We start from the raw sequence: 22,794 nt of genomic DNA on the forward strand, positions 1-22,794 counted from the left end.
GCTCCCCCATCACGGCATAATCGAATACGAACTTCCGACACCTTAACGGTTCACCCGCCCCGCGGCGTCGCGACAGGGTTCATTCCCCTACTCTTTTGCAACGTGCCACGTCCTCAGGGTCGATTCGCGAGCTCTCGCCGTGTCGAGCGACCCGTAACCCGCTTCTTCGCCCAGCGCGCAACTCTTCGCCGATCGGTGAGCCTGCTTCGGGATTTCGGACACGAGCAGAGCGCGCCCGACATCTTCTACAGCGCCCTGGCCCGCGATTCCGTCGAACTCATCGGTGATCTGTACCAGGGTCTGACCGGCGACAGTCTCGAGGATCGCATGGTCATGGACGTCGGCGGGGGACCCGGTTATTTCGCGGATGTCTTCCGCTCCAGCGGAGCCCGGTATATCCCCGTCGAGCCGGATCCGACGGAGATGCACGCCGCCGGTCTGACCGTGCACGGCAGCGTCCGCGGATCGGGAATGGCCCTGCCGTTCCGCGATGACAGCGTGGACGTGTGTTTTTCCTCGAACGTCGCCGAACACGTGCGGCATCCATGGGTCATGGCCGAGGAAATGTTACGTGTCACCAAACCCGGTGGGCTGATGGTCCTGTCGTACACGCTGTGGCGGGGACCGTTCGGCGGCCACGAAACCGGCCCCTGGCACTACTTCGGCGGCGAGTTCGCAGCCCGCAGATACCTCCGAAAGCATGGCCGCGAACCCAAGAATCGTTTCGGTGAATCCCTGTTCGATGTAGGGGCATCGGAGGGACTGCGGTGGGCCCGCGAGACTACGCAGGGCACTGTGCTGGCCGCATTTCCGCGCTACCACCCGAAATGGGCATGGTGGATGATCCGTGTTCCGGTACTTCGCGAATTTCTTGCCAGCAACCTCGTCGTGGTCCTGCGCGCCGACGCACGCTGACAGTAGTTTGGGACATATGACAGCGTTGGCATTGGACATCGGGGGCACCAAGATCACTGCGGCGATCGTCGACGCCGACGGTAGACCCGGCGAGGCTCTCGTCGTTCCCACCCCGAAAGTCGATGTGTGGCAGGCCTGTTCCGAATTGCTCGACGCGGTCGTAGCGGGAACGGACATCGCCGCCATCGGTATTGCGTGCGCAGGCCCGGTCGACTTGGTCGCCGGGACGGTCGCACCGATCAACATCGGCGAATGGAAGGGCGGTTTCGCCCTCACCGGGGAAATCGCCAAGAAGTTCCCCGAGGCCACGACGCGTCTGGCCGGTGACGGTGGGTGCGCGGCACTCGGCGAACATCGGTTCGGAGCCGGACAGGGCGTGGACAACCTCATCAGCGTCGTCGTCTCCACCGGCGTCGGAGGCGGTCTGGTGCTCGGCGGCGAGATCGTGCACGGACGCAGCGGAAATGCCGGCCACATCGGCCACATCGTCGTCCCCGGCTCGACGGCCCCATGCACGTGCGGCGGTCTCGGATGTGTGGAAACCGTCTCGAGCGGGCCGTCCGCGGTCGGATGGGCGCAAGAACAAGGCTGGACCGGCACCACCGGCGCCGAGTTGGCCGAGGATGCCGCGAACGGAAACGTCGTAGCGGTGACGACATTGCAGCGCGCGGGCGTGGCGCTGGGTCAGGCAATCGCGTCGGCCGCTGCCCTGGTCGATGTCGAGCTCGTGGTCATCGGCGGAGGGTTCGCGCAGGCAGGCCCACCGCTGTGGGATCCGATTCAAGAGGCCGCCGCGCTGCATGCGCGGTTGAGGTTCCTCGACGGGCTCACGATCGTGCCGGCGAAACTGGGCGCGGTAGGGACGTTGACCGGGGCTGCGGCGCTTGCGGCCTCAGTCACCTGATCCAGCTGCTCTCGCAGATACGCATCGGTCGAATCCTTCCGCTTTACTGCAACGTGTTCTAGTCTCGTTCCATGACCGACTTCGCCAAGCTGTTCATCGGCGGGCACTGGACCGCACCGTCAACCGAGGAGACGCTCGACGTCTACTCACCCGCTACCGAGGAGCGCGTCGGGAGGACACCCGTAGCCGCCCCCGCGGACATCGACGCGGCGGCACAGGCCGCGCGCACCGCCTTCGAGTCCGGGCCCTGGGCCCGGTCCTCCCCCGTGGAACGAGCACAGGTTCTCGCGAAATTCTCGAAGCTGATCGAGGAAAAAAGCGCCGAGCTCGCCGAGGTGATCTCCAGCGAAATGGGCGCCCCGCACACGATGGTCGGGATGATCCAACAGACCCCGGCATTGGCTGCGCTCAACTACTACGTTTCGCTCGCCGAGACCTTCCCCTGGCAAGAAACCCGGCACGGCGCATTCGGCCAATCCAACATCACCCGCGAACCCGTCGGCGTCGTCGCTGCCGTCATTGCATGGAACGTCCCACTGTTCCTCGCTATCAACAAGTTGGCTCCTGCATTGCTGGCCGGCTGCTCGGTGCTCCTCAAGCCCGCTCCGGAAACGCCCCTGTCTGCCAATCTCCTGGCCGATCTCCTGACCGAGGCCGGACTACCGGAAGGCGTGCTCTCGGTACTTCCCGGTGGCGCCGAGACCGGCAAGTACCTCACCGCGCACCCGCTCGTCGACAAGGTCACTTTCACCGGTAGCACCGACGTCGGCCGCAGTATCGGTGCTACCGCCGCCCAACAGCTCAAACGATGCTCACTCGAACTCGGCGGCAAATCCGCGGCAATCCTGCTCGAAGACGTCGACATCGCGTCGGCAATACCGATGCTGCTGCTGTCCGGGCTCCTGAACAGCGGGCAGGCCTGCGTTGCACAAACTCGAATCCTCGCCCCGCGCTCGCGATACGACGAGATCGTCGACGCCATGGTCGCGGGAGCCGGATGGATGAAGGTGGGCGATCCGACGGACCCCGCAACACAGCTCGGCCCCCTCATCTCGGAAAAGCAGCGCGACCGCGTCGAGGCGTACATCGCGAAGGGCAAAGAAGAAGGCGCGCGTGTCGTCCTCGGCGGCGGGCGTCCAGACGGATTAGACAAAGGCTGGTACGTCGAACCGACCATTTTCGCCGATGTCGACAACTCGATGACGATCGCCCAGGAAGAGATCTTCGGACCGGTTCTCGCGGTCATTCCGTACGACTCCGAAGACGAAGCCATCAAGATCGCCAACGACTCCGACTACGGTCTCGCCGGTTCGATCTGGACCACCGACATCGAGCACGGCCTCGAGATCGCCGCACAGATCCGCACAGGTACGTCGGCGATCAATTGGTACGCATTCGACCCGAGCGCCCCGTTCGGTGGCTACAAGAACTCCGGCATCGGACGCGAAAGCGGCCCCGAAGGCCTCGAGGCGTACTGCGAACTCAAGTCGGTCCTCATGCCGCCGGGGTACGTAGCGCCAACGGCTTGATTTCCGCCGGCAGGGTTTCGACGTCTGATAATCCGCTCACCTAGTTGGAATTCGAACCGCCTGCAGGGGGTTCGAATTCCAACAGCAGGAGTAAATTTCGCCGCCGAAGGCCGCCGCTGAACCCACCCACACAAACGAAGCGGGGCTCACCCATAAAGGGTGAGCCCCGCTTCGTACTATCGGACTATGCGCCCAGACGCTGCTTCAGCGCTTCGAACTCGTCCTTGATTCCGGTGGGAAGCTTCTCACCGACGAACTCGAACCACTCTTCGATCAGTGGGATCTCGGCCTTCCACTCCTCGACGTTCACCGCGAGTGCCTCGGCGACGTCTTCGACGGTGGTGTCGAGGCCCTTGATGTCGAGTGCTGTTGCCGTCGGGACGACACCGATGGGCGTCTCGACGCCTTCGGCCTTGTGCTCGATGCGCTCCACGATCCACTTCAGGACGCGGGAGTTCTCGCCGAATCCTGGCCAGAGGAAGCGCTTGTCGTCACCGCGGCGGAACCAGTTGACGTAGAACACCTTCGGGAGCTTCGACTCGTCGGCGTTCTTGCCGAGGTCGATCCAGTGCTGGAAGTAGTCACCGACGTTGTAGCCGAGGAACGGCAGCATGGCCATCGGGTCGCGGCGGATGGCTCCGACCGTGCCCTCGGCTGCTGCTGTCTGCTCGGATCCGACGGTGGCGCCCATGAACACGCCGTGCTGCCAGTCGCGAGCCTCGGTGACCAGCGGAACCGTCGTCTTCCGACGTCCACCGAACAGGATCGCCGAGATCGGCACACCCTCCGGGTCGTCCCACTCGGCCGCCATCGACGGGCACTGAGCCATGGGCACGCAGTAGCGCGAGTTCGGGTGTGCGGCGTTCTGATCGGACTCGGGCGTCCAGTCGTTGCCCTTCCAATCGATCAGATGCTGCGGGTCTCCTTCGAGACCCTCCCACCACACGTCGCCGTCGTCGGTCAGTGCCACGTTGGTGAACAACGAGTTGCCCTGATCGATGGTCTTCATCGCGTTGGGATTGGAATCCCAGTTGGTGCCGGGTGCGACTCCGAAGAAGCCGAATTCGGGGTTGACGGCGTAGAGACGGCCATCCTTGCCGAAGCGCATCCACGCGATGTCGTCACCGATGGTCTCGGCGCGCCAGCCCGGAATGGTCGGCTGAATCATCGCGAGGTTGGTCTTGCCACATGCGGACGGGAATGCCGCGGCGATGTAGTAGGCCTTGTCCTCCGGCGAAATCAGCTTGAGGATCAGCATGTGCTCGGCGAGCCAGCCCTCGTCGTGAGCCATTGCCGACGCAATGCGCAGCGAGTAGCACTTCTTGCCCAGCAGAGCGTTGCCACCGTAGCCGGAACCGAAGCTCCAGATCTCGCGGTCCTCGGGGAAATGCGTGATGTATTTGGTGCTGTTGCACGGCCACGGGACGTCGTCCTGGCCGTCGGCGAGCGGGGCGCCGAGCGAATGCAATGCCTTGACGAAGAATCCGTCGTTACCGAGCTTGTCCAGCACTACCGAGCCCATACGAGTCATGACGCGCATCGAGACGACGACATACTCCGAGTCGGTGATCTCCACGCCCAACTTGGGGTCCTCGGCGGCGAGCGGGCCCATGCAGAACGGGACTACGTACATGGTGCGTCCGCGCATGCTGCCGCGGTAGAGCCCGGTCATCAGCTCACGCATCTCCGACGGGTCCATCCAATTGTTGGTGGGACCTGCGTCGATTTCTTCCTTGGAACAGATGTAGGTCCGCGACTCGACGCGTGCAACGTCGGTCGGATCGGAATTGCCGAGGAACGAGTTCGGCTTCTTTTCGTCGTTGAGCCGCGTGAAAGTGCCTGCGTCCACCAAGTGTGTGGTGAGTCGCTCCCACTCTTCGTCGGATCCGTCAGCAAAAACCACCCGCTCCGGCTCGGTGAGTTCTGCTACTTCCCGCACCCATGCAAGAAGTTCCTTGTGTTGGGTGGGAAGTGCGGCATCAGTGCCGTTCAAACCGGGAATGGTCGCTGAGGTCATCTAACTCTCCTGGGGTGAGCCGGAACCAGATACAACTTCGTCGCTGCCGGGCTGAGCAGCGGTACAAAGCAAACCTGATCATCCCTTTCTGTGGGGCGCTGCCCGATTGCCGACTTGCGTATACCGCATCCTACCGGTCACGTCAATCGAGAACACGGGCGCCGGGTGTCCTGGTCTCAGGTTAACGCCGAGTGACGCCGTTCCGGAACCGGGGTGTTGTCCGATTGGTCACAAGAACGATTCAGCTGATGGAAAGACGGTTCGCGCCGACGCGCTTATCGGTACTGACATGGAAGAACGATCAACTACAACTAATCGAAAATCTCGCCCGAATCTGTACTCTCCCATCGCGAAGATCCGTCGGCGGTACGAAAAATCTCCCAGGATCGGTAACCGCCGTCACGTCCGAAACTTGTGAAGGTTTCGATCACGCCGTCGGCGTCCGCGTCGCGTGCAATGGTCACCCCTGCATCGGTGTGGGTCACCCGAGTCTCGACGAATCCGTCGCCGTCGACGTCGAACATCTGTGTCGAGAGCGCCTCCGACGGTTCGTCGCGGTCGACCGCGGTGCTCGCGTCTACGAAGAACGCATCGGTAAAGTCCATGGTCCCCACCTCGAAGTCTCGTACGAGAAGTACTCTCGCGCCCTATCTGTTCAGACGCGCCGCGGACCGCGTCGGTTCCACCCTTCGTTCGAGAGATTCTGGGTGAGAATTCGCCGGGTCGGACACGTCGAACTTCTCGATTCCGCGATCCAGCGATGCGAGGTCTCTATCGCACGCTGCGAGAACCGCCGCCCGATGTTGCGCGGCACCTCTCAGTGCGGCCTCGACTCGTCCGAGTTCGGTCTCGACCGAGATCGCCATCGCACGCGAAGTCTCACCTTCCGCCTGCGCGAAGGTGGTTTCGGCGGCGAGGATACGGGCGAGTGCACCCTGCTCCCACAACGACTTGGCCGATCCTGCCCTCTCGTACGCCCACGTACGCACATGTGCCCGATCGGCAACCAGTGAGCGGGCGCGCACCAGCCACCAGGCAGCGAGGGCGCCGAGTATCAGCGAGAAGGGAATGACGGCAATCGCCAGCGCGGGCACCATCGACAACGGCGACACCGCAATTCGACCCAACCCGACACCCGCGGAGGCACCGACGAAAATCATGATGCGGTCTTCCATGCTTCGGCGACGCGAGGTCGGTTCCTCGATCTCGGTCCGAGCCTCTACCTCAGCGGGCACTTCCGCGTCCAAACCTAGATCGGCATCGATCGAGCGCAGTCTCGTCACCAACGAGGATTCCACTCCGTCACTGGCGCGTTCGAGCAACCGAGTCAGATGAGCGGGCAGTTGAGAGAGCTCCGCTCTGCTCGCGTTCTCGACAGATTCCCTTGCTTGAGAGATGAATTGGCGTGTCGCTTCATTGATCTCGTGCATCGTCTCTGCGCGAGTCAACTGAAGCCTGCTACGCAACGTCGCAGCGCGGTCGGTCCGCCCGCGATCACGAGAGTCGGCGAGACGAGCCCGCTCTGCGCGCAGCCCGGCTGTCGTCGACGCGCTCGTCACCGCCCGTGCCTTGTTCACGATCTCGCGACGCGCACCCGAGGCGGCCGCACGTACTGCTGCGTTGTATTTCCGCTCTCGCACCGCGTGGTCCGCCTGCACCATCGCTGAGCAGACGAACTCCCCGAGCGCATCGATGCCCGACTCGTCCACGAGTGAGGCGCGCGCGTCGCGATCTGCCGAGGTACGGCTGCACTCGGCGAGCTTGGCGGAAGTGGGCCACAGGGACACGTCGACTGCACGAGGAACTCGGTCGCTGATCACTGCCGACACCGATCGCCGAACCTCACGCCAATCTCGGTGAGCATCGATCTTGTTGATCACCACAGCGACGGTCGTCGACTCCAACGCGGGCGCCAGCTCGGCCAGGGCGTCACGGCCGAGCGGTGCGGACGCGTCGAGTACGTACACCACCACCGCTGCCGTGGTGACGTCGTGAGCCCACTCGAGCACCCCGTCCGCTGCGACGGCCAACTCCTTCTCGACGGCGGAGACGCCCGATCCACCGACGCCGGAGAGGTAGACGCCGCGGGGAACCGCGCGTCGTGCGTTCGCGATGTCGTCCGTCCCGGTCGGAAACCACCGGCGAACGACGCTGTCCATGTCGGCGGGTACGTCGATCACGGGCGGGCTCGCATTCGCAGATAACCCCGCGAGATCGCGCGTGCTGCCCGGCTGTAGTTCGGATCTTCGGTGGATTGTGCGCGTGCGAGCCACAGTGCGGCCGATTCGACCTTGTTCCCCGGCCCCGCCGTCTCGCCGAGCGCATCCAACGCGGACCGCATGATCGCCAGGACTGCCTGGTCGGAGGCAAGGAAGGTCTCGAGTTCCTCGGCGCTCGTCGGATGCTCGGCAGCAAGTTCGGTCAACCGGTGCAGTAGGCGCGCCTGCCTTTCGATGCGCACCCGCTCGACGCTCTGCCGAACGGTGTCGATGAACCGCGCCGCTCCACTGACATCGAGAAGCAGAAGCCGGATCCGCACGTCATCCATCGTGGGATCGGAACCAAGCGCCTCTACTACAGTGCGCACACCGAGAATTTCGATGCGTTCGACGAGTTCGTCCCGCTCGGCCGCAGTCGGCACGTCCCGCGACTCCGAGGTGTGGTGAATGTCGGCACGCAGAAACCTCTCCCTCGTCAGCATCATGTCCGGGGAAAGGTGTGGAGCCGCTCGGCGGAGCATCTCGAAGGACTTCGGCTCTCCCTCCGACACCGCCCGGGCGATCGTCCCCATCAGCGCAAACACTTCGATACCGACCGCGGACGTCAACCGGTCCAGCGCCCCCACAAGATCGTCGACGGTGTCGGCTTTGGCCAGTACCGGCACTACGTGCGACGCCGACGCCATGGCGTCGACATCTGCCTTCTGGGCGCCACTCGTGAGCACGTAGACCACTACGTCCCCGTCGAGATCGGGATCGGGTGCGCTCGGCACGTCCATTGCAGCGGTCTCGGTGATCTCGACGTCTTCCCAACCGACGTCTGGGAACCGGGAAACAGTGGATGCAGTCAGCACCGCACGCACCGAGGACTTGCCCACCCCGACCCGACCGGACACTTGAATGCGAATCCGGGCGAAGCAGCGGTCGAGCGCGAGACCGATCTCACGGCCCGAACCTGGATTGCATTCGGACACACTCGACGCTAGAGAGCGCATTCGGCCCTGGTTCACTCCGCTCATGTCGTCCCCCCACCGAGATTGCTGCACGTAACCGGGCTTTGCGCTCACGACAGGGTCCCCACCCGTCGTGCGGACCGATTCTGACACAGACCCGCCAGAAACTTTCAACAGAAGACACCCGCTGGCCTGCATTTACACGCAAAGTCTCAACTTCAACTCCAGACCCATCTGTCACACGCTCGCCCGATGGGCGACAATGGTCCAGTGAACGACGCACGAAGCACCACGCCGAACCTCGAACCAGGGGACGACCAGGGCCAGAATCGAGGGTCCCGGCTGTACCCGAGGGTGACGAGCTTTCGCTCCCGGCGCGGAGCTTTGACCGCCGCGCAGCAGACCACCTGGGGCACGCTGTGGCCGAAGATCGGCCGCGATGTCGCTGACGACCCGATCGACATCGATGGATGGTTCGGCCGTCAGGGTCCGGCGATCCTCGAGATCGGATCCGGAACCGGCACCGCCACGACCGCGATGGCTCAGGCCGAACCGCATGTGAACTTGATGGCGGTCGAGGTCTACCGCCCAGGCCTCGCACAGACGCTGCAGCAAATCGAGCGCGAGGAGATCGACAACATTCGTCTACTTCGCGGCGACGCGATGGACGTGTTGGAGAACATGCTGACCTCGGAATCGCTGACGGGCGTCCGGGTGTTCTTTCCGGACCCCTGGCCCAAGGTCCGCCACCACAAACGACGGCTGCTGCAGGCCCCCACGTTCGCGATGATCGCCGACCGACTGAAGCCGGGCGGAGTTCTGCATGTAGCAACCGATCACGCCGAGTACGCAGAATGGATCGCCGAGGCCGGGAACGCAGAACCGTTGCTGACCGTTCTCGATTGGGAGTCTCCGATGACACACGAGCGACCCGTCACCAAGTTCGAGGGCAAAGCCCAACTTGTGGGCAGCTCGGTGACGGAGTTGATATGGGGGAAGATCACACCATGAGCGTCAGCGAAGAGGTACCGAATACAGCTTTCGCTCCCATACCCGCCCTCGACGCAAGTGATTCTCATCACAACAAGCGAGTACTTCTGGTGTGGGATGCCCCTAACCTCGACATGGGGCTCGGCGCAATTCTCGGCGGCAGGCCGACTGCGGCTTACCGCCCACGGTTCGATGCGCTGGGCCGATGGCTGTTGCAGCGCACCGCCGAACTGTCGACGAACGGTTCGGGGATCCTCGAAGCCGAGGCAACGGTATTCACCAATATCGCTCCAGGCAGCGCCGACGTCGTTCGACCCTGGGTCGAAGCGTTGCGTAACGTGGGTTTCGCGGTGTTCGCCAAGCCCAAGGTGGACGAAGACAGTGATGTCGACGACGACATGCTCGACCACATCGAGTTTCGTAATCGCGGTGGCGGGCTTGCCGGAGTCATGGTCGCTTCGGCTGATGGCCAGGCTTTTCGTGAGCCACTGGAGAGCATCGCCGCAACTGGTGTGCCCGTTCAGGTGCTCGGGTTCCGTGAGCACGCAAGCTGGGCGGTCACATCGGAGACTCTGGAGTTCCTCGACCTCGAGGACATTCCCGGAGTCTTCCGTGAGTCTCTGCCCCGCGTGAGTCTCGACTCGCTGCCGGATGAAGGCGCATGGCTGCAGCCGTTCCGACCACTGTCCGCCCTTCTCGTCGGGCGTCAAGGAGTTTCTTAAAGTGTTCGCCAGATGGGGAGATCTCGTCTACCGCTTGCGGTTCACGGTCATCGGAGTCATGGTGGCCGGGCTTCTGGGCTTCGCAGCGTACGGATTGGATCTCAACGACCATCTGAGCCAGAGCGGCTGGGACGACCCGGGATCGGAGTCGGCCCAGGCCGCTCGCCTCGCCGACGAGACCTTCGGGCGTGATCAGTCCAGCGACGTGATCGTTCTCTACACCGCGCCCGAAGGTAAAACCGTCGACGACCCGGACTTCAACGCGAAGGTCACCGACAGCCTCAACTCTCTTGTCGGCGAGCATCCCGATCAGATCTCCAAGATCAACGGAACCTACTTCAAGGTCGACAACGCCGTCAGCGCCGTGGCGCTGGCTACCCCGGATAGAACCCACGCCATCGCCAGTATCGCGATAGTCGGTGACAACGACACCGAGCTGACCAACAATTTTCAGGAGATCAAGGACGTCTTCTACGTCGACGGCGTCGACGTGCAGGTCACCGGCCTGCAGGCGGTCGCCGGAGCCTTGCAGTCGACCATGGCCGGCGACATCCACCGGATGGAATTGCTCGCCATTCCCGCCGTCGCAGTACTGCTCTTCTTCATCTTCGGCGGCGTAGTGGCCGCAGCGCTGCCCTTGATCGTCGGTGGCCTCACGGTCGTCGGAGCCAACGGAATCGTCAAGGTCTTCACCAACTTCACCGAAGTCAACAGCTTCGTCGCACCGGTGGTCTCTCTCGTCGGTTTGGGCTTGGCCATCGACTACGGGCTCTTCATCGTGTCCAGATTCCGCGAAGAACTCGGCGATGGCTACTCGACCACCCAAGCTGTCCGACGCACGGTCATGACTGCAGGCCGCACCGTGGTCTTCTCGGCGACGATGATCGTCGCCTCGTTGGGCGGCCTACTGCTCTTTCCGCAGGGCTTCCTCAAATCTGTCGCCTACGGCTCGATCGCCACCGTCGCACTCGCCGCACTGACAGCGATCACGATTCTGCCCGCGATGCTCGCGATCCTCGGCCCACGCGTCGACGCGCTGGGTTTGAAGTTCATGCGCAAGACCAAGTCGTCCGAAGAAATCGAGAACGGCATGTGGGGCAAGCTGACCCGCTGGGTCATGCAGAACCCGCTCAAGGTGACGATCCCGATCGTGCTCGGCCTGGTGCTGCTGACGCTCCCCGTCGGCAACATCAAATTCGGTGGAATCAACGAGACCTACCTGCCGCCCGACAACATCACCCGTGAAGCGCAGGGCGAGTTCGACGAACTGTTCCCAGGGTTGCGTACCGAACCGCTCAAGCTAATCATCTCCAATGCTCAAGGCTCATCCCTCGCGCAGATCACCAAGCAGGCCAACGAGGCCCCCGGGTTGATCGAGAAGTTCGCTCCCGACGGCGCGAGCAAAGACGGCGTCATCGTCTTCAAGGCCGGCCTCATCGACCGCAACGACTCCAAACCTGCCATCGACTACCTGCGAAGTATCGACGTGCCCGCCGGGGCCACGGTGATGGTGACAGGAACTCCTGCGATCGAGCAGGACAGTATCGCCGCCCTCATCGACAACCTGCCGCTGATGGCACTTCTGGTCATCTTCGTGGTGACGCTGTTGATGTTCTTGACCTTCGGATCGCTGGTGTTGCCGATCAAGGCTGTCCTCATGACGACGCTCGGGTTGGGCGCGACGATGGGCATTTTGACGTGGATCTTCATCGACGGCAACGGCGCGAGCTTCATGAACTTCACGCCTGGGCCGATCATGGCACCAGTGTTGGTGTTGATCATTTCCATCGTCTTCGGACTGTCCACCGACTACGAAGTCTTTCTCCTCTCTCGCATGGTCGAAGCCCGCGAAAAGGGAGCCAGCACCAGCGAGGCAATCCGCATCGGTACCTCGCATACCGGCCGAATCATCACCGCGGCCGCCCTGATCCTCATCGTCGTGACAGGCGCATTCGCGTTCTCCGACCTGGTGATGATGAAGTACATCGCCTACGGCATGATCGCCGCGCTCATCATCGACGCGACGCTCATCCGCATGTTCCTCGTCCCTGCCACCATGAAACTGCTCGGCGACGACTGCTGGTGGGCACCGCAATGGATGAAGCGAATTCAGCAGCGGCTCGGCCTCGGCGAGACGATCCTCGAGGACGAGCTGATGCCGGACGACGTCCCCGAACTCGCGCTCGTCGGCGGACGCCCGGTCACCACCGTGAAGCCGCCGATGAGGCCGACGCCACAAGCCGCGGAACCTCTGACCGAACCGATCCCGATGATCGCGCCATCGAGCGCGGGTCCCGTTCGATCGACCTATGCGGCAAAAGAAGCAGAACGGCGTTCGGCGACGGGCAAGCCTGCCAATGCACCATCCGAGGACACTCAGGCAGCCGAGATCGTTCGGGCTGCTCCCCCCGTCGTGCAGCCGGAGCCCCAGCAGCCACCAGTTCGGCAGCAACCGGTAGTCCCAGAGCGGCCAGTGGTGCGGCAGCAGCCGGTGGTCCCGGAACAGCCTGCAGTTCCTGAGCAGCCGATGGTTCGGCAGCAGCCACCCCGCACCCCGGAGCCTGTACGGGCCGCCGCACCGGACTCCCGCTCGATCGAGAGCTGGCTTGCGGATCTACGTGCGCCCACCGACTCTCCCGAAGCTCCGAAGGAGGCCACCGCGACGCCTGCCGAGCGCTCGGTGTCCAATGGCGCCCGTAACGGCTCCTACAGCAGTAGTTCGACCGGCCGCGAGTCCGACAGCTCGCGCACCGGAACGGGTGGGAACCGCGACTACCCCCAAGGCAGCGGTTCCGGCGCAGATCGCACGACCAACGGATCTCCGCGTAACGGCTCCCACGCCAACGGCTCCCACACCAACGGCTCCCAGACCAATGGCTCGCACACCAACGGTTCCGCCGGCAGCGGCGCCGGTGCCCGTCCAAGCGAACCGCGTACGCGCTACGACATCACGACCCGAAATGCTCCTGGCCGACGCAACGAGACCCCTAGTGATCCGCCGACGCCTACCAGCCCTGAGCGCTCGGACTCGACGGCGGACACGGACACGCCGTCGCAAGGTCGACGTCGAATGAACGAACCCGTCAATCCTGATCCGTCGGAAGCCGATATCGACAGCGGACGCCACCGCGGCGGGCAGCAGGCCTTGAGCGTCAGCGAACTCCTCGCACGGGAGCGTAGGAAGTAGTCCTAGCGCAGTCGAATTACACCCCCCGGATCGATCTCGGTGCCGTCTATGCGTAAAACCAAGCCGTCCGAGGAAATCGAGAACGGCATGTGGGGCAAGCTGACCCGCTGGGTCATGCGTCGTCCCCTCGAGTTTGCTGTCACGATCGTGCTCGCACTACTGGCGCTTACCCAGTAGGAAGGATCGAATTCGGGCTGGTGATCTCGAACGCGCAGGGTGCGTCCCTCGGGCCGATCACCAAGCAAGCCAACGAGGCTCCCGGACTCGACGAGAAGTTCGTACCTGTCGGTGCAAGCAAAGACGGTGTCATCGTCATCAAAGCAGGCTTCGAAGACCGCAACGATTTCCAGCCTGCGATCGATCACCTGCGCGGAATCGAAGTTCCGGACGGCGCAAGCGTCCAGATCACAGGAACCCCTGCGACAGAACAGGACTCGATCACTGCACTGGTGGATCGACTGCCACCGCGATCCTGGTAGTCCTCATCGTGACACTGTTGATGTTCCTGACGTTCGGATTGGGCGCGACGATGGGCATTCTGTCGTGGATCTTCATCGACGGGCATGGTTCAAAGTTGTTGAACTTCACGCCGGGTCCGACCATGGCGATGATCCTGCTGCTCATCCGCGCGAGCGGTGGTCGAGGCGCGAGCGGATGGTCGAGGCGCGAGCGGATAGTCGAGGCGCGAGACAAGGGCGAAAGCGCCATCGACGCAATCCGAATCGGCACTTCACATTCCGGACGCATCATCACCGCGGCAGCACTGATATTCATCGTGGTGACAGGCTCGTTCGCATTCTCGGACCTGGTGATGACGAAGTACATTGCCTTCGGCATGATTGTCGCGCTCATCATCGATACGACGGTGATCCGCATGTTCCTAGCCCCGGCAACCATGAAGCTTCTCGGCGACAACTGTTGGTGCACACCGGAATGGATGAAGCGCATCCAGCGTCCAACCGGCCTCGGCGAGCCGGTCCTGGAGGATCAGAGCGTCGAGACTTCGGCTGGACACCAATCAACAAGCGCACGTTGATCTCTGGGTTTCGAGTTTGTGTCGGTGGGAGAAGTTACACTCGACAGTATGTTCGAATCAAGGTTCGTCGACACCGCTGACCAGGCGGTTGGCGGCATGCTCGACATCCTCACCGAATGTGCGTCGGCGGAGAATGTTCGTCGCGGCCGCCTGGTCGAGGCAGTATGCGAGATCCTCGATCGCCGCCTCGCCGATGCCGAAGAGCGCGGCGGAGATCCGTCGGAGTGTCATCGTGAAGTGCTCTGTGAGATCTCGACGCAACTGACGGTGTCACTGTCGACAGGTCGCACTCTCCTCGATACCTCCGAGGCGTTGAACCATCTGCCGTTGACGGCGCTGCGGTTGATATTCGGGGGCATCGACTGGACGCGAGCAGTGGTGTTGGCATCGGTGCTCGGCAAAGCCAGTGCACGCACCGTAAAGGCAATCGAATTCCAAGCTCTCGCGGCAGCCGAAAGTATGGCACCACGCCGCTTGCGCAACCGCGTGTGGAGCTTATGGATGCAGTTCGACAGAGCGGAAGCGACTGCGGCACAGACGGAAGCGAAGGCAAAGGCGACCGGAGTCGATATTCACGAGGATGGGACCGGGATGTCTGTACTGCGCGCGCAGATGTCGGATCTGCAAGGCGCCGAGGCAGAGGCCTTGATTTCGGAGATCGCCGCGACCGTATGCAAGAAGGATCCGCGTACCGGGCAGCAGCGCCGCGTGGATGGACTGTTGGCTTTGCTGTACGGCGAGCATGCCTTGGTGTGCCGCTGCGAGCTCACCGAGGAGTGTCCGGCTGCGGGTATCGCGGAAGAAATCGCTCCGCGCCGCGGTCATCTACTCAGCATCCTCGTCGACGTCGAAACCTTGTTGGGATTGTCCTCGACGCCGGCGACGTTGCCGGACGGGACGGCATTGGATCCGGATCTGGTGCGGATGTTGGCCCAAGACGCACGGTGGCAGGCAATCTTGACCGAGTTGGTCGAGGTGCTCGAGGTAAGCCGAGGTGGAAGCACCGGCTCGGGTACCGAATCTGACACTGTCGAGACCGACGAGACGAGTGTCATGAGGCCCACTAGGAAGAACGCCGCTGAACGCACGGGGGAGGTAGACAATCCTGTTGCCGGACAATCGGCTCCAGGATTCACGGCCGATCCCGTCGCGGGATCGAACGGCACTCGCGATGATCGGCCGGAGTCACCCTTACCGCGGGTCGAGCAGGTGCTTCGGCGGATCCTCGGGCGCGGCAGAGTTCGCGGGGCAGCGGAGGTTCCCCGACCGGGTCTACACCAGATCGATCAACACACCTCAGGGGAGGATTCTGCCCTACGCCGCTACATCGATTCACTCCTGCGCGAGATCGAGCGTGATCCATCGAAGACTGCGGGAGTGTTCCCCGATGGACACGGCGGACTCGAGAGGCCACCGCCCGGAGCGTTGACGTATCGGCCTACGAAAGCTGTGGCCTCGATGATCCGAATGGCGTACCGTACGTGCACATTTCCGGACTGTGACACGCCGTCGTCGCGTTGCCAACTCGACCACATCGTCCCGTTCGACCACGATAATCCTCGGGCAGGTGGATGGACGGTCGGGTCCAATCTGCACCCGCTATGTACTTGTCATCATCAAGCGAAGACTGCCCGAATGTGGGCGTGCGCGATGCTGTCCGGTGGCGCGATCCTGTGGACGGGCAACGCCGGTTCCAGACGGACAACGCTGCCCGACTTCTCGGTTCCGAATTCCCCGCCACTTCGTGTTCGTAAAAGGCGGCCGGCGCCCCCGGAGAATTGCCCGGACGGCCCGACCTGGTGGGAGAAACATATGCCTCCCCACACTCACCCGCCCTCGCGTTCCGAACTTGCCCGGGCGGGCACCGACGAAGCTCGGTCCAGAATCCGCGAGCTTCGCCGCCGCTTCCGGCAACACCGCGCTGCCGAAAATGCCCGCGAACGCCGCCGGCCAGCACCCTACTGAGCCGGGGGGTTCGTCCCGTCTCGGGTTATACCTGTTCAGCCTCGCGGTCTGCGAACACCTTTGCGTACCTGGTGCCCGCGAAGAGCAACAGAAGTCCGACGACGATGAAGGCGCCGACACGGAAGAGACCGTCGAGAGCAACCAGATCGAACAGGAACAGCTTGGCCACAGCAGCAGCCGTCAGCGACAGTCCCGCCAACAGTGCAGTGTGCGCATACTTCTCACTCCGGAGCCCCATAATCAGCAATGCCATGGCCACCGCCATCCATCCGATGGTGGCCGCACAGTGACCCGCGATGAAACCTGTTGTGCCGCCGATTGCTCCCACTCCGAGCGCGACCGTCGCGGACGTCAGACCGTAGAGCGAGACAACGCCTGCGAACACCCAGCAAGACTGCACGTTCTGCTCGACGATTCCGAGTTGGACGGCAACCAGAACCAGGCCCGCCGCAACCGCTACCAACAGCAGGCCTGCAACCACGACGCCGAAATGTCCGGTGGCGTAGTCCGCATCCATGAGACCGTCGACGGGAGCGACGACGACGAAACCGATAGTTCCGAGTGCGGCAAATGCGCCGCCGATGAAGTAGGCGATCTTGGACGAGAGCTTCTGCGCGAGAACGAGTGCCGCAGCAGCGACCGCCAACAGCGTCAGCGGACGCAGCTCCACTGCGGTCGGAACGACGACGGCCTGCAACAACGCCGCCGCACCGACAAGCGAAAGCACGATCCTGGCATGCACCGGCAACCAGCGCGCCAAGGCGATAGTTGCCGCGCAGGTAACGGCGACCAGGAGTTCGACCAGCGCGAGTGTCCACCGCTCGAACAGGGTGCCCACCACAAGGATCGGCAGTGCACCGAGCGCCATCATCATCGATGCCATCGTGTCGGCTGCGTTACGGCGAAGGAGTTCGAGCGAGCTTCCCAACCCGAATGCGGCGACGACGGATGCAACGACCAGCAGTGTGATGGCATCACCGGTCTCGACTCCATAGGACGAGGCCTCCGCTATTCCCAGCAACGTGGCGGCAACGATCGGCAGTGTGCGCACCACATTCAACAGCGGCCAGTCACGTCCGAGCTGGGCGGGGAAGGTCGCGATGAACGTTGCAGCGAAAAAACCGATGACCGACAACGTGATTCCGCCGCCGACCACTGGTGCAGACAGGGCAACTCCGGTAAGAATCAACGCCGCCATCGGCTGCGAACGCCACGACACCGCCAGCGCGATACCAGCCGCTGCGATACCGAAGGCAGCGGCCAAACCGAGAGCCGGCTCGAGCCAGTCGTAGATCACGGTGACGGCCACGACGTCGAGATACAATCCGGCAACTCCGGTCGCCGCGACAGCGATACCACCGACCCTCCCGCCGGATCGACCGAATATGCGAGACCCGATGTAGACCAACGCCAACGAGAATGCCGCTCCCGCACCGACACGTAGTTCCGGCCCGAACCACCCCGCTTGCGCTGCCAGAACCAGCAGCATCACGATGCCGATCAATGTCACTCCGGCACCGGCGATCGCGAGCAGCCGAGAGATCACACCGTCCCGCTGCCACCATGGCTCCTTCCTCGGCGCGGCAGGCCGAGGCGGGGCAGGTCGAGGCGGGGCAGGTTGGGGCGGTCGAGGGAACTCCTGGGGCTGAGGCTGGGCAAACTGCTGGGGCTGGGCAAACTGCTGAGGCTGGGGCGGAGTGAAGGGACGGGGCTGAGCAAACTGCTGGGGCTGGGCAGGGAACATCGGCGCCTGCTGCGCTGCCAGTTGCGTATGCAGCTGTCCGAGTTCGCCGGAAACCTGCCGGAGATGCTCCCCCAGTGCTGCGAACTGGCCTGACAGTCTCGCCACCAATTGCGGATCGACACCGGCACTACGCGGATTCGTCATGGACAGATCATGTCGGACAGTGCCCGGCAACGGCTGAGTATTTCTACTCCTGATCACCTAGGGGTTTGCCGAACCGCCCTTACGAAAGAACTCAGTTGCCGAACATCCGTCGCAGGGACGTGCCCAGTGGATGCTTGGCGGTGAGTGTCCCGAACCGGACCTTTCCGCGCACGATGACGTGCAGCGGCCCGATCGGCGGGCCGGTGCGTACCTTGTTGTTCGCACTCCCCCCGACTGTTTAGAGGCCGTTGAGGTCAGCGGTAGCAGCCGGGGGCAGGATCAGCGAGATAGTGCTGCAATAGTCGCTCACCATGATCTCGACGACCTGGGTCGACATGATCGCCTGCGTGAAGTCCAGCGTGACGTTCGAAAGTTTGCTCTCGATCGTCATCCGGGGTGGCACGTTCCAAGGACCTTTGCGTGACACCGTCGACATCGTGCCGCGGACGACCGATGCCTGACTTCGATCCCACGACACCGCATGCGCCCGGTCGTAGGTGGGGGCGCTCTGCTGATACGGCGCCGAGGCTGCGGGGACCGTCGGTCGATACTCCTCGGCAATCTGCATCCCGGGCAGATCCGCCACGACAGAGTTCAGCTCACCACGCGTCTTCGCGGTAAGCGCAGTGTCCATACGTTCGGTGAACTCCCCGAGAGACAACATCCCCAGACCCACCGCACGCTGCAGCAACTCACCGACATGTTCTTTTTCGACGTCCGATACTCGCAGATTCCTGGCCTCCATGAAACCAGGATAATGCCCAGGCGGAGCGACTGCCTTGAACTGCAAGGTTCACTGGGCCAGCTCGCGGGTACAGCCCACAGTATGGAGATCACGATCGATGCGACCGGCTCAGCTCCCGCAGGGATTGTATGGGAGCGCTACATGAACCCCGATCTGTGGTCGACGTGGGCGCCACAGATCAGCGGCGTCGACTACGACGGCGAACGGCTGGTGGCCGACACTTCCGGCCGAGTCGAGGGACCACTGTGGATTCGGATCGACTTCCGCGTGCTCGCCGTCGACGAGGCGGCCCGCACCTGGACGTGGCAGGCCTGGTGGCAGAACCGCGCGCTGGGGTTGACGCTGACCCACGGCGTTGAGTCGCATCCGGCCGGTTCACGGACGTGGTTGACGGTCGACGGCTTCCCAGGGCTGGTGCTTCCATATGCCCCGATCGCCAAGCTCGCCCTCACCCAGTTGGTCAAGAGCTGAGCTACTCGGTCCGCGTCGTGGTCTTCGGGTCCGTCTCGGTGTCGGTGACCTCCGCGGCATCAGGGGTCGGGAACGTCGGCTTGTCGCCCGACCCGTCGAGGTGGTCGTCGAACTCGCGGACGGCCTCCCCACGCTCCGCCACACTCTGCCCACCGTCCGCATCGAGGCCGGCCGACTTCTCGGTCGGGTCCACAGTCGTATCCACTGGCTTGTCCGTCTCACTCATGGGGTGGGGTTGCCCCGACAGGGCGGCTCACAAACCCTGTTCGATCGCGTAACGCGTCAGCTCGACCCGATTGGCCAGCTGCAGCTTGCGGAGTGTGGCCTGCACGTGATTCTCCACCGTGCGATGACTCAGCGTCAGTTTGGTCGCAATCTGCTTCGCACTCAACCCTTTTGCCACGAGGCGTAGCACTTCGGTTTCGCGGTCGGTCAGTGTCGGTCGTAGTACTTCGGTGTCGTTCGTGTCCGCGGGGGCGGTAGCGATACGTCGATACTCCCCGAGCACCAACCCGGCCAGACCAGGAGTGAACACGGCTTGTCCGGCGGCGGTCGCCCGGACAGCGTCGAACAATTCCTCGGCCGATGCACTCTTGACCAGGTATCCGCTGGCACCGGACTTGATTGCGTCGAGCACGTCACCGCGCTCGGCGGAGGCCGACAGCACCAGAATCCGACTGTTCGGCGAACCGAGAAGTACCTGGACCGTCGCGTCGGCACCGTTGCCGTCGGTCAGGTGCATGTCCATCAGCACGACGGCTGGTTGCGTGGCCTGAGCGCGACGCCCTGCGGACCCGACTCCGTCAGCGGTGGCAACGACGTCGAATCCGGCCGCGTCGAGGTCGCGTGCCACACCGTCTCGCCACATGGGGTGGTCGTCGACGACCATGACAGAAATCTGCTTCTCCATCACTTGTGCTCCTTCGGTACTCGAATCTCCCACTCGGTCCCCATCCCGACATCGCTATCGAGAACTGCTGTGCCGCCTAGCATCTCAACTCTCCCCAGTATCGACTTGGAGACGCCCATTCTGCCTTCTGCCTCAGCTTCGGCGAGGCGTCCGGCGGCTATCCCGACGCCGTCGTCGCGGATACTCAGGATGATGTCGCCGACTACATCTTCGAGCAGAACGTACGCGCGCGCACCCGATCCCGCGTGCGATGTCACGTTCGACAACGCTGTCGCAAGAACGGCAGCGAGCTCCTCGGCGACGGGTTTGTGTACGAGTACGGGATCCGTCGGGGCAGAGATCGACACCGTGGTACTGCCCTGTTGTCGGAGCAGACTCCCCAAATCCACCTCTGCATCGCCGGCAGCGACGCGGCTCGGGTTCCCCTGCTCGGAGATCAGCATCCGCAGCGCAACTTCTTGCTCACCGGCAAGATCGGCGAGTTCACCTGCGGCACCGCCGATTTCGGTTCCGCGTCGACGAACCAGCGCCAACACTTGCAGGACGCCGTCGTGCACCTGGCGGGCGAGCCGTTCACGTTCTTCGGTGATCGCCGCGAGTCTGATGGCCCGCTCCAATTCCGAGTGTGCGCGCTTGGCCGTGTTGCTCGCCAACCCGAGTGCAAGCCCGACCGACACCAGAACCGGCGCTGTCGCATCCGTCCACAGATCGAAGTTCACCTGATCGCGCACCAGTGCGCTCACAGCCGCGAGCACGATTGCCGACGCGATTCCACCCCTGGGCCCGAAGAGAATTGCCGCCGAGATCACCGCATTGGTGGCCCACAATGTCGTCGGGAGAGTTTGGTGAGTGCTGTACCACTGGGGATCGGCGACCAACCGCGTCGACGCCATCAACCCGATGACGACGAATTGGTCGGCGAACACCACCTTCCATCGCGGCATTCTCGGGTTCGAGAGAAGCGCTGCCGAGACCCCGGTCCACACCGCCATCAGCGCCACGAAAAACCAGCTCAGGCGCGGATCGTTGTAGGACGACATCGAGGCGACCTGGTAGCTGACCGCATAGAGCAGGGTGACGAATCGAAACACCTGCGACGCGCGCCAGAGCGGAGTCAGTGCGTCAGTCATCTGGCTTTTCGAGAGTTCCTGGGTCGAGTTGTCGACTACGTGGATGTGGGCTGTCCCCTGTTGCCGGGAACAGCGGCTCCGACGGATCGTGTTCCTCCAGCTCCTCGTAGACCTCGTCCGGGTCGTCTGCCAGCAACGAGCGGATTGCCGTGTTCAGCACTGCCACGATCGGAACGGCCAGCAGGCCACCGACGATGCCTGCCAGCAGGATTCCCAAGGTGATGGCGAAGACGACGGCCAAAGGATGCAGTCGCACCGCGCGTCCCAGCAGCAGAGGTTGCAGTACGTGCCCCTCCAGTTGCATTACTGCGACGACGATGCCGAGCGTGATCAATGCGGTGATCAGACCTTTGGTCACCAGTGCGATGAACACTGCGACGAATCCGGTCAGGAAGGCCCCGACAATGGGGATGAACGCGCCGATGAACACCAACGATGCCAGCGGCAAGGCCAAGGGCACACCGAGAATGGCCAGCCCGGCCCCGATACCGATGGCGTCGGCAGCTGCGACGGCAACCGTGGCGCGAACGTATCCGATGAGGGAGCCGAAACCCTGACTTCCGGCAAGGCGAATACGACGCCGTGCCGACGTCGGGGCAAGCCTGGTGACGAAGTTCCAGATCTGATCTCCTCCGTACAGGAAGAAGATGAGCGTGAACAGCGTCAGCAACGCGCCGGTAAAGATCTCACCGATGAGCGTCGCGGTGGTCAATGCGCCGGACGTCACCGCTGCCTGATTGTCCTGGATGGCTTTGACGGCGTCGTCGCTCGTCTGCCGGATCTGATCCTCACTGATGTGGAGTGGACCAGTGGACAACCAGGACTGGATGTCGTTGATGCTCGCGGTGAATTGATCGCCGAGTTGCGGTAGGCCCTCGATGAATTGCTCGACGACGAACGTCATGATTCCGACGACGACACCGATGCTGGCGATGATGACGACGACGACTGCTGCGGACCTCGGGACTCCGCGTCTCTGCATCCAATCGACGATCGGCACCAGCATCGCCGAAGCCAGCAGCGCCAGTCCGATGGGAATGAACACTGTTTCGAGCCTGATGACGACATAGCAAAGGGTCAGGAATCCGGCGAACAGAACCAGCAGACGCCACGTCCATTCCGCTCCGACACGCACCAACGGATGAACCGAATCCGCGGGCGATCGGGCACCGGAAGGGTCCTTTGGTGCTTCTGCCCGCAGCTCGCCTGTGCC

Annotated in this window: 17 protein-coding genes and 2 pseudogenes; 9 read left to right on the forward strand and 10 right to left on the reverse strand. The window is 63.2% G+C overall.

Going from position 1 to position 22,794, the window contains the following annotated elements:
• Positions 1–102: 102 nt before the first annotated feature.
• The 3 genes from O1W68_RS04015 (at position 103) to O1W68_RS04025 (ending at position 3,348) form a co-directional block, all read left to right on the forward strand.
• On the forward strand, positions 103–915 hold the full coding sequence (locus O1W68_RS04015) for a class I SAM-dependent methyltransferase (RefSeq protein WP_269301573.1): 813 nt from the start codon (positions 103–105) through the stop codon (positions 913–915).
• A 16-nt stretch (positions 916–931) separates the two neighbouring features.
• Positions 932–1,819: an ROK family protein gene (locus tag O1W68_RS04020; protein WP_269301574.1), complete on the forward strand. Its 888-nt coding sequence runs from the start codon at positions 932–934 to the stop codon at positions 1,817–1,819.
• A 71-nt stretch (positions 1,820–1,890) separates the two neighbouring features.
• Entirely contained in the window at positions 1,891–3,348 is a 1,458-nt protein-coding gene (locus O1W68_RS04025) for an aldehyde dehydrogenase (RefSeq protein WP_269301575.1), read from the forward strand.
• A gap of 184 nt (positions 3,349–3,532) precedes the next feature.
• Here O1W68_RS04025 and O1W68_RS04030 read toward each other — a convergent pair whose 3' ends face one another.
• The 4 genes from O1W68_RS04030 to O1W68_RS04045 all read right to left on the reverse strand — a co-directional run bounded on the left by O1W68_RS04030 (position 3,533) and on the right by O1W68_RS04045 (position 8,651).
• Entirely contained in the window at positions 3,533–5,365 is a 1,833-nt protein-coding gene (locus O1W68_RS04030) for a phosphoenolpyruvate carboxykinase (GTP) (protein ID WP_269301576.1), read from the reverse strand.
• Between the two features lie 311 nt (positions 5,366–5,676).
• Entirely contained in the window at positions 5,677–5,970 is a 294-nt protein-coding gene (locus tag O1W68_RS04035; RefSeq protein ID WP_269301577.1) for a DUF6802 family protein, read from the reverse strand.
• Positions 5,971–6,012: 42 nt separating this feature from the next.
• Positions 6,013–7,545: a hypothetical protein gene (locus O1W68_RS04040; protein WP_269301578.1), complete on the reverse strand. Its 1,533-nt coding sequence runs from the start codon at positions 7,543–7,545 to the stop codon at positions 6,013–6,015.
• Positions 7,542–8,651 (reverse strand): hypothetical protein, encoded by a 1,110-nt coding sequence (locus O1W68_RS04045; protein WP_269301579.1) that lies wholly within the window; start codon positions 8,649–8,651, stop codon positions 7,542–7,544. Before O1W68_RS04045 ends, O1W68_RS04040 begins: the two co-directional genes overlap by 4 nt.
• Before the next feature lie 138 nt (positions 8,652–8,789).
• Between O1W68_RS04045 and trmB the strand changes: the two genes are divergently transcribed.
• From trmB to O1W68_RS04070, 5 genes and pseudogenes are all read left to right on the forward strand, one after another.
• A complete protein-coding gene (gene trmB / locus O1W68_RS04050) occupies positions 8,790–9,548 on the forward strand; it encodes a tRNA (guanosine(46)-N7)-methyltransferase TrmB (RefSeq protein ID WP_269301580.1) in 759 nt (252 codons plus the stop codon).
• Positions 9,545–10,249 carry an NYN domain-containing protein gene (locus tag O1W68_RS04055; RefSeq protein WP_269301581.1) on the forward strand — a complete coding sequence of 235 codons (705 nt, stop codon included), beginning with the start codon at positions 9,545–9,547 and terminating at the stop codon, positions 10,247–10,249. Before trmB ends, O1W68_RS04055 begins: the two co-directional genes overlap by 4 nt.
• Position 10,250: 1 nt before the next feature.
• Entirely contained in the window at positions 10,251–13,436 is a 3,186-nt protein-coding gene (locus tag O1W68_RS04060) for an MMPL family transporter (protein ID WP_269301582.1), read from the forward strand.
• A gap of 30 nt (positions 13,437–13,466) precedes the next feature.
• Positions 13,467–14,472 (forward strand): annotated as a pseudogene (locus tag O1W68_RS04065) (MMPL family transporter); the annotation flags it as partial.
• A gap of 48 nt (positions 14,473–14,520) precedes the next feature.
• Positions 14,521–16,437, forward strand: coding sequence for an HNH endonuclease signature motif containing protein (locus O1W68_RS04070; RefSeq protein WP_269301583.1), 1,917 nt, complete (start codon positions 14,521–14,523; stop codon positions 16,435–16,437).
• Between the two features lie 25 nt (positions 16,438–16,462).
• Here the strand turns inward: O1W68_RS04070 and O1W68_RS04075 are convergent, their stop codons facing one another.
• Both O1W68_RS04075 and O1W68_RS04080 read right to left on the reverse strand, forming a co-directional pair.
• Positions 16,463–18,325, reverse strand: coding sequence for a DUF2339 domain-containing protein (locus tag O1W68_RS04075; RefSeq protein WP_269301584.1), 1,863 nt, complete (start codon positions 18,323–18,325; stop codon positions 16,463–16,465).
• Positions 18,326–18,416: 91 nt separating this feature from the next.
• Positions 18,417–19,070, reverse strand: a pseudogene (locus tag O1W68_RS04080) (DUF1707 SHOCT-like domain-containing protein).
• Positions 19,071–19,211: 141 nt separating this feature from the next.
• Between O1W68_RS04080 and O1W68_RS04085 the strand changes: the two are divergent.
• Positions 19,212–19,541 (forward strand): MarR family transcriptional regulator, encoded by a 330-nt coding sequence (locus O1W68_RS04085; protein WP_269301585.1) that lies wholly within the window; start codon positions 19,212–19,214, stop codon positions 19,539–19,541.
• 1 nt (position 19,542) lies between these two features.
• Here the strand turns inward: O1W68_RS04085 and O1W68_RS04090 are convergent, their stop codons facing one another.
• Genes O1W68_RS04090 through O1W68_RS04105 form a run of 4 tightly spaced genes read right to left on the reverse strand, consistent with a single transcriptional unit; the run spans position 19,543 to position 22,782 of the window.
• Complete coding sequence (locus tag O1W68_RS04090) at positions 19,543–19,767, reverse strand: autophagy-related protein 2 (RefSeq protein WP_269301586.1); 225 nt, start codon at positions 19,765–19,767, stop codon at positions 19,543–19,545.
• Positions 19,768–19,794: 27 nt separating this feature from the next.
• Positions 19,795–20,451, reverse strand: coding sequence for a LuxR C-terminal-related transcriptional regulator (locus tag O1W68_RS04095; RefSeq protein WP_269301587.1), 657 nt, complete (start codon positions 20,449–20,451; stop codon positions 19,795–19,797).
• Positions 20,451–21,581: a MacS family sensor histidine kinase gene (macS, locus tag O1W68_RS04100; RefSeq protein ID WP_269301588.1), complete on the reverse strand. Its 1,131-nt coding sequence runs from the start codon at positions 21,579–21,581 to the stop codon at positions 20,451–20,453. The genes O1W68_RS04095 and macS overlap by 1 nt, the downstream gene beginning before the upstream one ends.
• Entirely contained in the window at positions 21,574–22,782 is a 1,209-nt protein-coding gene (locus tag O1W68_RS04105) for an AI-2E family transporter (RefSeq protein ID WP_269301789.1), read from the reverse strand. The genes macS and O1W68_RS04105 overlap by 8 nt, the downstream gene beginning before the upstream one ends.
• Between the last annotated feature and the right edge of the window lie 12 nt (positions 22,783–22,794).

The organism is Rhodococcus sp. H36-A4 (assembly GCF_027158005.1).
Lineage (GTDB): Bacteria > Actinomycetota > Actinomycetes > Mycobacteriales > Mycobacteriaceae > Rhodococcoides.

Excerpts from the sequence above, each read along its gene's own strand:
- O1W68_RS04020 (WP_269301574.1), top strand. The coding sequence starts at position 932 with ATGACAGCGTTGGCATTGGACATCGGGGGCACCAAGATCACTGCGGCG.
- O1W68_RS04070 (WP_269301583.1), top strand. The coding sequence starts at position 14,521 with ATGTTCGAATCAAGGTTCGTCGACACCGCTGACCAGGCGGTTGGCGGC.
- O1W68_RS04095 (WP_269301587.1), bottom strand. The coding sequence starts at position 20,451 with ATGGAGAAGCAGATTTCTGTCATGGTCGTCGACGACCACCCCATGTGG.
- macS (WP_269301588.1), bottom strand. The coding sequence starts at position 21,581 with ATGACTGACGCACTGACTCCGCTCTGGCGCGCGTCGCAGGTGTTTCGA.
- O1W68_RS04055 (WP_269301581.1), top strand. The coding sequence starts at position 9,545 with ATGAGCGTCAGCGAAGAGGTACCGAATACAGCTTTCGCTCCCATACCC.
- O1W68_RS04030 (WP_269301576.1), bottom strand. The coding sequence starts at position 5,365 with ATGACCTCAGCGACCATTCCCGGTTTGAACGGCACTGATGCCGCACTT.
- O1W68_RS04035 (WP_269301577.1), bottom strand. The coding sequence starts at position 5,970 with ATGGACTTTACCGATGCGTTCTTCGTAGACGCGAGCACCGCGGTCGAC.
- O1W68_RS04025 (WP_269301575.1), top strand. The coding sequence starts at position 1,891 with ATGACCGACTTCGCCAAGCTGTTCATCGGCGGGCACTGGACCGCACCG.
- O1W68_RS04085 (WP_269301585.1), top strand. The coding sequence starts at position 19,212 with ATGAACCCCGATCTGTGGTCGACGTGGGCGCCACAGATCAGCGGCGTC.
- trmB (WP_269301580.1), top strand. The coding sequence starts at position 8,790 with ATGGGCGACAATGGTCCAGTGAACGACGCACGAAGCACCACGCCGAAC.
- O1W68_RS04075 (WP_269301584.1), bottom strand. The coding sequence starts at position 18,325 with ATGACGAATCCGCGTAGTGCCGGTGTCGATCCGCAATTGGTGGCGAGA.
- O1W68_RS04090 (WP_269301586.1), bottom strand. The coding sequence starts at position 19,767 with ATGAGTGAGACGGACAAGCCAGTGGATACGACTGTGGACCCGACCGAG.